The organism is Pseudomonas sp. StFLB209, assembly GCF_000829415.1.
Classification (GTDB): Bacteria; Pseudomonadota; Gammaproteobacteria; order Pseudomonadales; family Pseudomonadaceae; genus Aquipseudomonas.
In genome coordinates, this window is sequence record NZ_AP014637.1 from 5,106,502 (window position 1) to 5,118,501 (window position 12,000).

Below are 12,000 nucleotides of genomic sequence, written 5' to 3' on the forward strand. Positions count from 1 at the left end.
AGCAGTTAATGACCCCAGAGAATGCCCCCAGATGATCATTTCGGCCTGCACCGACTATCGCGCTGTAGCACAGCGCCGCCTGCCGCCCTTTCTGTTCCATTACATCGACGGTGGCGCCTACGCCGAGCATACGCTGCGGCGCAACGTCAGTGACCTGGCCGAGATTGCCCTGCGCCAGCGGGTATTGCGCAACATGTCGGATCTGAGCCTGAAAACCTCGCTGCTCGGTGAACAACTGGCCCTGCCGGTGGTGCTGGCTCCGGTCGGGCTGACCGGTATGTATGCGCGCCGGGGTGAAGTCCAGGCCGCGCAGGCGGCGGATGCCAAGGGCATTCCCTTTACCCTCTCGACAGTTTCAGTCTGCCCGATTGAAGAAGTCGCTCCGGCGATCAACCGCCCCATGTGGTTCCAGTTGTATGTGCTCAAAGACCGCGGTTTCATGAAAAACGCCCTGGAGCGCGCCAAAGCGGCGGGCGTCACCACCCTGGTGTTCACCGTGGACATGCCGGTGCCTGGCGCCCGCTACCGGGATGCGCATTCCGGCATGAGCGGCCCGAACGCTGCGTTCAGGCGCATGCTGCAAGCCTTTACCCATCCGGCCTGGGCCTGGGATGTCGGACTTAATGGCAAGCCGCACGACCTGGGCAATATCTCGGCCTATCGCGGCCACCCGACCGGGCTGGCCGACTATATCGGTTGGCTGGGCGCCAATTTCGACCCGTCGATTTCCTGGAAAGACCTGGAGTGGATCCGCGAATTCTGGCAAGGGCCGATGATCATCAAGGGCATTCTCGATGCCGAGGATGCCCGCGATGCGGTGAGCTTTGGTGCCGACGGCATCGTGGTCTCCAACCATGGCGGTCGGCAGCTTGATGGCGTCTTATCGACCGCGCGGGCCCTGCCAGCCATCGCCGATGCGGTCAAAGGCCAGTTGGCGATCCTCGCGGACTCGGGCATCCGCAATGGTCTGGATGTGGTGCGCATGATTGCCCTGGGCGCTGACAGCGTGATGCTCGGTCGCGCGTTTATCTATGCCCTGGCTGCCGCCGGTGGCCAGGGCGTGACGCACCTGCTGGAGCTGATCGAGAAGGAAATGCGGGTGGCCATGGTACTGACCGGTGCCCGCTCGATCAGCGAGATCGGCCGTGAATCACTGGTTTGCGCCTGAGACCGGCTCACGGCGTTCACGCAGCAAGTCGATGAACAACTGCAACTCGCGACTGACCGGCTCGCCCTTGCGGCGCAGCAGGCCGAACGGCGCCATCTGCGCGTCGATGGTCAGCGGCAGGGCCTTGACCAGGCCCATTTTCAGGTAGTCGCGCATCGCTGATTCGGACAGCACCATGACCGCGTCGGTCAACTGCACCAGTTGCTGCATGGAGTACACCGAGCTGCACTCGATGATGTCTGCCGGCATCGGCAGTTGCTGGCGCAGCAACGCCTGATCGAAGGCGATACGCGCAGGGCTTGATTGCGGCTGGAGGATCCACGGCCAGTCCCTGACCAGTTCGTCCCATTGCAGGGTTTCGCGATCGGCCAACGGGTGGCCGCTGTGCACCACGGCAATCAGTTCTTCGTTACCCAGCGCCTCGAATTGGTATTGCTCGCGATCATTGTCAATATTGCGCCGGGTCACGGCGATATCCACCCGGCCCTGCTCCAGCAATTGCACGACCTGATCACTGGTATCGCCCATGATCCGCAGCCGCAACTGTGGGTTGAGCGCCTTGATCTGCGCCACCGCCTGCATCACCAGGTCCGGTGCGGCGCCCATGATGGTGCCAATCGACAAATAGCCGTAACCGCCCTGTTGCCGAGCCGTCAGGTCCGCAGCGCAGCGCTCAAGGCCGCTCAACGCTGCCTCGGCAAAGCGCAGCAGCTCGCGGCCCAACGCCGTAGGTTGCATGCCGCGTGGCAGACGCTCGAACAGTTCGCAGCCAAACAGGTCTTCAATTTCCTGCAGCATGCGGCTGGCAGCAGGCTGCGACATGTTCATGCTGACCGAGGCGCGGTGCAGGTTACGGCTGGCGCCCAGCATCACCAGCATCTGCAGATGCTTGTAGCGCAGGCGGCCAAACAGGTGGTGTTCGTTCATCGCATGACCTTCTGAAGCTGCCCTTTAGACCGATACCCTTAAAGTATCAGCCAACAGCTAATTTCGATTAGTCAGGCATCATAAGGGCGCAGTAGAGTCAGTGCCACAACAAAACACCCGGTTGTTGCTCAGTTCGATAACTCCAAAAAGGAAACTGACGTGAACACTCTCCCTGCCTCTGTGGTGGCCAAGGTCTCTTGGCGCCTGCTGCCATTTCTGCTGTTGATGTACATCATGGCGTTTCTCGACCGCGCCAACGTGGGCTTTGCCAAGCAGACGTTCCAGGCCGATACCGGTATCAGTGACGCGGCCTTTGCCTTCGGTGCCGGGGTGTTCTTCGTCGGCTACGCGCTACTGGAAGTGCCCAGCAACCTGATCATGCACCGGGTCGGTGCCCGGCTGTGGATGTGCCGGATCATGGTCACCTGGGGGCTGGTGTCAGCGGCCATGATGTTTGCCCACGATGAAATGACTTTCTATGTGCTGCGTTTTCTGCTGGGGGTGGCCGAGGCCGGGTTCTTTCCCGGGGTAATTCTGTACCTCACCTACTGGTTCCCCAGTGCGGTGCGCGGCAAGGCCATGGGTTTCTTCTACTTTGGCGCGCCGCTGGCGTTCATTTTCGGCAGCCCGCTGTCGGGCTTGTTACTGGAACTCGATGGTGTACTCGGCGGCCGTGGCTGGCAGTGGCTGTTCGCGGTAGAAGGTCTGCTGGCCAGTGCCGTGGGCATCTGGGCCTACTTTTACCTGGATAACCGCCCTGCCGATGCCAAGTGGCTGACGGCTGAGGAGCGCACCCAACTGCAGAATGTGCTCGATGCCGAGGATCGCGATAAACAAAGCCACGGCAGCCTGCTCAAAATCCTTTGCCAGCCGGCAGTCCTGTACCTGTGCCTGATCTACCTGCTGATCCAGGCCAGCGTCTACGGCGTGGTGTTCTACCTGCCCAGCCAGGTGGCCGGGCTGCTGGGCACTAAAGTCGGGCTGATGGTCGGCATCGTCAGCGCGATCCCGTGGCTGTGCGCCCTGCTCGCGGCCTGGAAAGTACCCGGTATTGCCGACCGCAGCGGCCAGCGCCGCGCCGTGGCGGCCCTGACGCTGGTGATTTCCGGTCTGGGCATTGCCGCCTCGGTCAGCGTCTCCAGCCCGGTACTGGGCATCCTGGCCCTGTGTTTTGCAGCGTCGGGGTTCATTGCCGTGCAGCCGGTGTTCTGGACCTTTCCTGGCAGCTTCCTGGCCGGCTCCGCCGCAGCCGGCGCCATCGCCCTGATCAACTCGTTCGGCGCGTTGGGCGGTTTTATCGCACCGATCATCAAAAACCAGGCCGAGACCCTGTTCCAGTCACCGGCGGCCGGCCTTTACGTGCTCTCGGTGACCACCCTGATCGCTGCGGCGCTGATCCTGGGCATTCGCTCACCTGGCAGTGCGCAGCCGCACAAGCAAGCGAGCTTTCAACACTGATTTTTTCAATACCGACTCTTTTTGTACTGACCAAGAGGCATTATCCATGGCCATTCCTGTCATCAAACACGTGCGCGCCTATGTGCTGCGCGGCGGCGGCGCCGACTATCACGACCAGGGCGACGGGCACTGGATCGACGATCATATCGCCACGCCCATGAGCAAGTACCCCGAGTATCGCCAGAGCCGACGCAGCTTCGGCATCAACGTGCTGGGCACGCTGGTGGTCGAAGTCGAGGACAGCGACGGCAATGTCGGCTTTGCCGTGACCACCGGCGGCGAACCGGCGGCCTATATCGTCGAAAAACACCTGGCGCGCTTTGTCGAGGGTGCCAGGGTTACCGATATCGAGCGGATCTGGGACCAGATGTACCTGTCATCGCAGTACTACGGCCGTAAAGGCCTGGTGATCAACACCATTTCCGGGATTGACCTGGCGCTGTGGGACTTGCTTGGCAAGGTCCGTCAGGAGCCGGTCCACCAGTTGCTGGGGGGCGCGGTGCGTGACGAACTGCAGTTCTACGCCACCGGCGCGCGCCCGGACCTGGCGCAGCAGATGGGTTTTATCGGCGGCAAACTGCCGTTGCATCACGGCCCGGCCGAAGGCGAGCAGGGCCTGCGCAAAAACCTCGAAGAGCTGGCGGTGATGCGCGAGCGGGTCGGCAAGGACTTCTGGCTGATGCTCGACTGCTGGATGAGCCTGGACCTCAACTACGCCACGCGGCTGGCCCATGGTGCTCAGGAGTTCGGCCTGAAGTGGATCGAAGAGGCGCTGTCGCCGGATGACTACTGGGGTTACGCCGCACTGCGCAAGAACGTCCCCACCGGCATGCTGGTGACCACCGGTGAACACGAAGCGACCCGCTGGGGCTTTCGGATGCTGCTGGAGATGGGCTGCTGCGACATCATCCAGCCCGATGTCGGCTGGTGTGGCGGCATCACCGAGCTGATCAAGATCTCTGCGCTGGCCGATGCGCATAACGCGATGGTCGTGCCCCACGGCTCCTCCGTGTACAGCTACCACTTTGTCGCCACCCGCACCAACAGCCCGTTCGCCGAGTTTCTGATGATGGCGCCCAAGGCTGACCAGGTGGTGCCGATGTTCCACCCGCAACTGCTCGGTGAACCGGTGCCGGAGAACGGCCGCATGCGCCTGTCGAGACTGGACAAGCCGGGGTTTGGCGTCGAACTGAACCCCGAGTGCCAGTTGCACCGGCCCTATCAGCACTGACTCTGCGAGGAACCCTTCATGAACATGCCTATCAACCGCTTCAAGGCCGCTTTGGCCAGCGGCGCTCCGCAGTACGGCATCTGGGCCGGGTTTGCCAGCGGCTATGCCGCCGAAATCACCGCCGGTTTCGGTTATGACTGGATGCTGATCGACGGCGAACATGCGCCTAACACCGTGCCTTCAATCCTCGCCCAGTTGCAGGCCGTTGCGCCCTACTCAAGCGCACCGGTGGTGCGGGCCGTGAGCCATGACCCGGTGCTGATCAAGCAGTTGCTTGATATCGGCGTGCAGACCCTGATGATTCCCATGGTCGAAAGCGCCGAGCAGGCCCGTGCCCTGGTGCAGGCTACCCGTTACCCGCCGCATGGTATTCGCGGCGTGGGTGGCGGCCTGACCCGCGCCACCCGTTGGGATGCGGTGCCGGATTACATCAATACCGCGCACCAGCAGTTGTGCCTGATCGTGCAGGTCGAATCGCGCGCCGGCATCGAAAACGCCGCCGCCATTGCAGCGGTCGACGGGGTGGACGCGGTGTTCATCGGCCCGGCTGACCTGTCGACCGGGCTGGGCCATGTCGGCAATCCTTCGCACCCTGAGGTGCAGGAAAAAATCCGCTCGGCCATCGACGCCACCCGGGCCGCCGGCAAGCTCAGCGGCATCCTGGCCCCGGCTGAACAAGACGCCCGACGCTATCAGGACTGGGGCTGCCAGTTCATTGCCGTGGGCATCGACATCAGCCTGATGCGCCAGGCCGCACTGGCCAACCTGGCGCGCTATCGCCAGAGCGCCGAGCCACACACGGCCTCAAAGACCTATTGAACTCACGCCAAAGGATTTGCTCATGACTTCCCTGCCTGTCTATGAGAACTACATCAACGGCCAGTTCATCGCCAGCGGCGAGCATCTGGACGTCTTCAACCCCGCCACCGGCGCGTTGCTGGCCAAGGTCCCGGCCGCCGACGCCGGCCAGGTCGAAGCGGCGCTCGCTGCGGCCCGCGCCGCGCAAAAAGGCTGGGCGCGACGCACCGCCAATGAACGCGCCGGCTACTTGCGCAAGATCGCCAGCCGGATCCGCGAGAACGTGGCGCATCTGGCGCGTACCATTACCCTGGAGCAAGGCAAGATCAGTGCGCTGGCCGAAGTGGAGGTCAACTTTACCGCTGACTATCTGGACTACATGGCCGAATGGGCGCGGCGCATTGAAGGCGAAATCATCACCAGCGACCGTCCCGGCGAGAACATTTTTGTGTTTCGCAAACCTCTGGGGGTGGTGGCCGGCATTTTGCCGTGGAACTTCCCGTTCTTCCTGATCGCCCGCAAGATGGCCCCGGCGCTGTTGACCGGCAACACCATCGTGATCAAGCCCAGCGAAGAAACCCCGAACAACTGCTTTGAATTCGCCAGGCTGGTGGCTGAAACCGACCTGCCGCCAGGCGTGTTCAACGTGGTCTGCGGGGCGGGTCAAGTCGGTGCGGCGCTGAGTGCGCATACCAATGTCGACATGATCAGCTTCACCGGCAGCGTCGAGACCGGCTCGCGGATCATGGCTGCCGCAGCCGGTAATATCACCAAGCTCAATCTGGAACTGGGCGGCAAAGCCCCGGCGATTGTGCTGGCCGACGCCAACCTGGAACTGGCGGTCAAGGCGATTCGCGATTCGCGGATCATCAACAGCGGCCAGGTGTGCAACTGCGCCGAACGGGTTTACGTGGAGCGCCCGGTGGCCGACCGATTCATCGAGCAGATCAGCGCTGCCATGGCCGCCACTCGCTACGGCGATCCGCTGGCCGACAGGGACGTGGAAATGGGGCCGCTGATCAACCGCCAGGGACTCGACAGCGTGGCCGCCAAGGTCCGCACGGCCCAGTCTCAAGGCGCCCAGTTGATTACCGGCGGGAGCATTGCCGATCTCGGCCAGGGTTACCATTACCAACCCACCGTGCTGGCCGGTTGCAGCGCGGACATGGAAATCATGCGCAAGGAAATCTTTGGTCCGGTGCTGCCGATCCAGATCGTCGACGACCTGGATGAAGCCATTGCCCTGGCCAATGACTGCGAATACGGCCTGACCTCATCGCTGTATACCCAGGATTTGAACAAGGCGATGTACGCCATGCGTGAGATCGACTTCGGCGAAACCTACATCAACCGCGAGAACTTCGAGGCGATGCAAGGCTTCCATGCCGGCGTGCGCAAATCCGGGATCGGCGGCGCCGACGGCAAGCATGGGTTGTACGAGTACACCCATACTCACGTCGTTTACTTGCAGGCGTAGGATTTCCGGCGTTTTCTACCCTAGGGGCGGGGTGCGTGGCGGGATCTGGCGGCGCTTGCCGGTGGCTTCGAAGGCCGCCGCCAGGCGCAGCAGGTTGTTGTCGTCATAGGCCCGGCCGGCGAAGGTCAGGCCCACCGGCATGCCAATGTCGGCCATCACGCCCATCGGCACGGTGACGGTAGGCACGCCCAGGTGGCGGATGGCGAGGTTGCCGTTGGCCACCCAGATGCCGTTGCTCCAGGCTATGTCGTTGGACGCCGGGTTGATGTCGGCATCGGCCGGCGCCACATCGGCCACGGTCGGGAACAGTACGGCGTCCAGGCCCTGGTGCTGCATCCATTGTTCCAGATCGATACGCCGCGTCTGCTCCAGACCGCGCAAGCCGTCAGGCAGCGTGGCGATCCGGTCCCAGGGCGTGATGCCGCGCTTGGCCATGTTCACGTATTCGTCCATGCCGGCGGCCAGTTCATCCTCACGGTTAGGCAAGGTGCCGGGGTCATGGGGGAATATCTGCGGGCCGTCGACATCGGCCAGTTGGTTGAGTTGCGGATCGCCATTGGCACGCAAAAAGTCATCGAACGCCCAGCCTGACAGCTCCCACAACTCATCGTGCAGGAACTCCTTGCTGACCAGACCGCGATTGAACACCGTCGGTGCACCCGGGCGGTCGCCTTCGCAATTGGACACCAGCGGAAAATCGGTCTCGACCACCTCGGCCCCGGCCGCCTCAAGTGCCCGGCGCGCCTGCTGCCAGAGCTCGATCACGCTGGCACGGGTATGAATCTGCTGGCCGGTTGGCCCGCCAATGCCCGGTGCTTCACTGCTGCCCATCTGCGGGTCCTGGTTGATGAACATTTTCGGCACGCCAAAGCGCTTGCCGGCCAGTGCAGCGGGCGCCGCCTGCAGGTCAAGATAAGACGCCGGGCGCACGCTGGAAGCCTTGGGAATCGGCACCCAGGGCTGCAGCCGCCACAAGTCGCCACGGTTGTCGGGGTCGTCGGCGACCACCACATCGAGCACTTCAAGCAAGTCGGCCATGGTCCGGGCGTAGGGCACCACCACATCCATGGTCGGCGTCAACGGCCAGTTACCGCGTACCGAAATCACCCCGCGTGACGGCGTATAGGCGCACAGGCCATTATTGGACGCAGGGCCACGACCGCTGGACCAGGTCTCCTCAGCCAGGCCGAATGCCGCGAAGCTCGCCGCCGTGGCGGTGCCGGCACCGTTGGACGAGCCCGAGGCAAAGGGGGCAGTCAGGTAGTCGGCGTTATAGGGGCTTTCAGCGCGGCCATACACGCCGCGTTGCATACCACCATTGGCCATCGGCGGCATGTTGGTCTTGCCCAGGCAGATCGCGCCACCGGCACGCAGGCGCTCGACGGTGAAGGCATCCTTTTGAGCAACCAGATCCTTGAATGCCGGGCTGCCCGACGCGGCGGTCAGGCCTTTGACCAGATAACTGTCTTTGGCGGTATAGGGAATGCCATCGAGCGGTCCGAGGGTCTGGCCACGGGCACGCCGGGCATCGCTGGCACGGGCCTCTTCGAGCGCATCGGGGTTACGCACCACCACGGCATTGAGCGCGGTGGCCGTGCCTGCGACGTCATAGGCATCGATGCGCGCCAGGTAGGCCTGGACCAGCTCAACGGCGGTGGTTTGCCCGCTTTGCAGGGCCTGGCGCAACTCGGCGATGGAGACTTCGGTGACTTCGATCATGGACGTGTTCACTCTGATTCGGATCAAGACGCAGCCCGCCATCATACAGCAGCCGTATTCAACGGGCGGCGGGCACGGCAGAGTGTGGTGTGTGCGGCGCAGGCGTCAATAGGCGTGGCTGCACTGACTGATTGCCCGAAGGCTCAGACATTGGCTTATTGTCTTGCTGCAACCGCTCAATGATTTCAGGCTGTAACACCCGGCCTTGAGCCGCTAAGCTGTGGCCCTCCCGGCACCGCCGACGCACCCTGTTGCTTTCCCAAGGACCCCGTTTGAATACCGTTACCGCCGTACCGCCGCCCAGCTACGCGAAAATAATCCTGCTCGGCCTGCTGCAGATCCTCTCCTGGGGCGGCTCGTTCTATCTGCTGGGGGTGCTGGCCACGCCGATTGCCGCCGACACCGGCTGGTCGCATCAATGGGTACTGGGCGCGGCCTCGCTGGGCTTGCTGGTCGCAGCGCTGCTGTCGCCGTGGTGCGGGCGGATGATCGCCAAAGTCGGCGGCCGGCAGGTGCTCAGTGCCCACAGCCTGATTCTTGCGGCGGGTCTGGTCATGATGGCGCTGGCCCCTTCGCTGCCGGTGTTCCTGCTGGCCTGGGTGGTGCTTGGCGCAGCGATGGCCACCGGACTGTACGACGCGCTGTTCACGGCATTGGGGGCACTTTACGGCATGAAGGCACGCCCGGTGATTGTCGGTATCACGCTGATTTCCGGGTTCTGCACCACGGTTATCTGGCCACTGCTGGCGATAATGGAACACAGCATGGGCTGGCGCATGACCTGCGGGGTATTGGGCGTAGTCTCGCTGTGCACGCTGTTTCCGCTGTATCGCTATGCACTGGAGCGCCACACCCCGACGATTAGCGCGACGAAAGCTGCGCAAGGTAACGATCAATCACTGGCGCCCTCGCTGTACTGGGCAATGACCCTGCTGTTTGCCATCGCCGCAGCGCTGATGACCTGCGTCTCGATCGTGCTGATCACTGTGCTGCAGGATCGCGGCCACAGCCTGGCCTCGGCGATCGCGCTGGGAGCGATGATTGGTCCGGCCCAGGTGCTGTGCCGGGTAGTGGATCTGTTGGCCAAGCGCCAGGCGCCGCTGTTCACCGCCCTGCTGTCCAGCGGCATGACCGCTCTGGGTCTGTTGCTGGTGGACTTTTCCCCGGACCTGGTGGTGCTGGGTCTGCTTTGCTATGGCGTAGGCAATGGCTTGCGCGCAATGGTCAAAAGCACCCTGCCGATGGTGGTGGTCAACCCAGCCCATTACGCGGTGGTGTCCGGGCGCATGGCCCGCCCCGCGCTACTGGCCCAGGCGGCGGCGCCACTGGCCTGCGGCTACGTGATTTCCTCCTTTGGCAGCAACGCGATGCTGCACCTGCTCAACGCATTGGCGTTGCTGGCCTTCGCCCTGTGTCTGTGGCTGGCGTATCTGATCAGGCAGACCAAGGTCGTTGCTCACGCCTGATTGGCCGGCTTGCCGGGCTGCTCTTGGCCGCACGGCTCAGCCAGCGGTGAGGAATTGGTCCAAGCGCTGACCGCTGCTATCAAGGGCAGCAAATGGCTGTCACAGGCCAGGCGGGCGAATAATGCACACACTGGCGGGCGATGCCTTAACTGCGTCGCTGCCAGTGAAAGCCGGCCACATCGATCCGCTGCTTCCGGGTGCCATCCCATTGCACCGCAAACCCGGCCGCCTCCAGCGCCTGGACAAGACGCCGGGCAACGCTCATGGCGATGTCCGGGTCGTCGTTCAGCGCGCCGAAGGCGAGCATCAGGCCGCCTTCCTGAATCGACCGTTCCACGTCCTGACCGTGATAGAAGCAATAACCGTGATAATGCCCGTCAGGTGCCTGGTGGATGGCTTCGGCCACTTCCGTGAATCCGTCAGACATGGTGTAGCCGGCATTGCCCAAGGCGCAGATGCCCTCTTCGTGTAACTGATAGAACACCGCGTCTAGCCGGTCGCAATCGGTCTGCTGCGCCCAGCTGTGCTGCGCTTCGCGCTTGCGTTGCAGTTCAGGTTCGATCAACGCCTTGAGCATTGCCTCATCACAGCCATCTTCAAGAATATCGTCGACCATCTCGTGCATTTCTTCGGCCGTGTAATACCCGGACCACACCCACAGATGGATGCTGTCGGCGATGTATTGTTCATCCTCGTTCATGCGCTGTTTCTCTCTGCTTTAATGTGGGGCGGTGACATGCAGACCGGGCGGCATGGTGGCGGTTCCTTGACGTCAATCAGGGGGTTCTATATTTCCTGTGCAAATAATGAAATTATTCCCAACTATTTCTGACAGTTAGTGTCTGTCAACGCACACCGGTCATCTATGGGAAGCCGGTGTATTTAATACTCAGGAGCATGGCACATGGCGGTACTGCAGATCGGCACCATCGAGGCGATCCGTAACAAAAAGACGCAGCTTCTGGATAACTGGATCAAAGGCCTGCAAGCCAGTGGCGCAACACGCAATCTCAAAGAACACGACTTGCAGCAACAGACGTCTGAATTTATCAATCTGCTGAGCGCGGGCCTGGAAAACGGTAATGGCTCCTCCCTTGCGATCAGTGGCTGGACCGATATCCGCCAGTTTCTGGAAAGACTCTCGGCCAGCCGCGCCCTGTTAGGCCATGACTCGCAACAGACCGCCAGTTTTATCTTCGCGTTCAAAGGGCCGTTGTTTGGCTTGCTGCAAGAGCACTACCGTAACGAGCCGGAGCAACTGGCCGAACAGCTCTGGGAGGTCTCCGAACTGCTCGATGCGTTGGGCATGCATACCATTGCCACCTTCCAGAAGTCCCGTGAGGCGGTGATCAAGCGTCAGCAGGAAGAACTGCTGGAACTGTCCACCCCGGTGGTCAAGCTCTGGGATGGCGTGTTGGCCTTGCCAATGATCGGCACCCTGGATTCGCAACGCACCCAGATGGTCATGGAGTCGCTGCTGCAGCGCATCGTCGACACCGGTTCGGAAATCGCCATCATCGATATTACCGGCGTGCCAACCGTCGATACCCTGGTGGCCCAGCACCTGCTCAAGACCGTCACCGCCATCCGCCTGATGGGCGCCGACTGCATCATCAGTGGCGTACGGCCGCAGATCGCCCAGACCATCGTCCATCTGGGCCTGGACCTGCAAGGCGTGGTGACCAAAGCCAACCTGTCCGACGCCCTGAAACTGGCCTTGACCCGCCTGGGTGTTTCTGTCGAAAAAGCGGTCTGA

10 protein-coding genes are annotated in these 12,000 nt (G+C 62.4%); 7 read left to right on the forward strand and 3 right to left on the reverse strand.

Going from position 1 to position 12,000, the window contains the following annotated elements; all coding sequences use genetic code 11:
• The first annotated feature begins 31 nt into the window (after nucleotides 1-31).
• Complete coding sequence (gene lldD, locus PSCI_RS22920; protein WP_045491426.1) at nucleotides 32-1,168, forward strand: FMN-dependent L-lactate dehydrogenase LldD; 1,137 nt, start codon at nucleotides 32-34, stop codon at nucleotides 1,166-1,168.
• Here the strand turns inward: lldD and PSCI_RS22925 are convergent.
• Nucleotides 1,151-2,095, reverse strand: coding sequence for a LysR family transcriptional regulator (locus PSCI_RS22925; protein ID WP_045491429.1), 945 nt, complete (start codon nucleotides 2,093-2,095; stop codon nucleotides 1,151-1,153). The genes lldD and PSCI_RS22925 overlap by 18 nt on opposite strands.
• Before the next feature lie 159 nt (nucleotides 2,096-2,254).
• Between PSCI_RS22925 and PSCI_RS22930 the strand changes: the two genes are divergently transcribed.
• The 4 genes from PSCI_RS22930 to aldA are packed head-to-tail and all read left to right on the forward strand — an operon-like array spanning nucleotide 2,255 to nucleotide 7,059.
• Nucleotides 2,255-3,553 (forward strand): MFS transporter, encoded by a 1,299-nt coding sequence (locus PSCI_RS22930; protein WP_045491432.1) that lies wholly within the window; start codon nucleotides 2,255-2,257, stop codon nucleotides 3,551-3,553.
• A 46-nt stretch (nucleotides 3,554-3,599) separates the two neighbouring features.
• Nucleotides 3,600-4,784, forward strand: a complete 1,185-nt coding sequence (rhmD, locus tag PSCI_RS22935) for an L-rhamnonate dehydratase (protein WP_045491435.1) — start codon at nucleotides 3,600-3,602, stop codon at nucleotides 4,782-4,784.
• Between the two features lie 18 nt (nucleotides 4,785-4,802).
• Nucleotides 4,803-5,603 (forward strand): aldolase/citrate lyase family protein, encoded by an 801-nt coding sequence (locus PSCI_RS22940; protein WP_045491439.1) that lies wholly within the window; start codon nucleotides 4,803-4,805, stop codon nucleotides 5,601-5,603.
• Nucleotides 5,604-5,625: 22 nt separating this feature from the next.
• Nucleotides 5,626-7,059 (forward strand): aldehyde dehydrogenase, encoded by a 1,434-nt coding sequence (gene aldA / locus PSCI_RS22945; protein ID WP_045491442.1) that lies wholly within the window; start codon nucleotides 5,626-5,628, stop codon nucleotides 7,057-7,059.
• Nucleotides 7,060-7,074: 15 nt separating this feature from the next.
• Here the strand turns inward: aldA and PSCI_RS22950 are convergent, their stop codons facing one another.
• Nucleotides 7,075-8,778: an amidase gene (locus tag PSCI_RS22950; protein WP_045491444.1), complete on the reverse strand. Its 1,704-nt coding sequence runs from the start codon at nucleotides 8,776-8,778 to the stop codon at nucleotides 7,075-7,077.
• 272 nt (nucleotides 8,779-9,050) lie between these two features.
• On the opposite strand from PSCI_RS22950, the gene PSCI_RS22955 reads away from it, so the two are divergent.
• Entirely contained in the window at nucleotides 9,051-10,244 is a 1,194-nt protein-coding gene (locus PSCI_RS22955; RefSeq protein WP_045491447.1) for an MFS transporter, read from the forward strand.
• Between the two features lie 145 nt (nucleotides 10,245-10,389).
• Here PSCI_RS22955 and PSCI_RS22960 read toward each other — a convergent pair whose 3' ends face one another.
• Nucleotides 10,390-10,944, reverse strand: a complete 555-nt coding sequence (locus PSCI_RS22960) for a DUF6891 domain-containing protein (protein ID WP_045491449.1) — start codon at nucleotides 10,942-10,944, stop codon at nucleotides 10,390-10,392.
• A gap of 204 nt (nucleotides 10,945-11,148) precedes the next feature.
• Here PSCI_RS22960 and PSCI_RS22965 point away from each other — a divergent pair, with 204 nt between their 5' ends.
• Nucleotides 11,149-12,000: an STAS domain-containing protein gene (locus tag PSCI_RS22965; protein ID WP_045491452.1), complete on the forward strand. Its 852-nt coding sequence runs from the start codon at nucleotides 11,149-11,151 to the stop codon at nucleotides 11,998-12,000.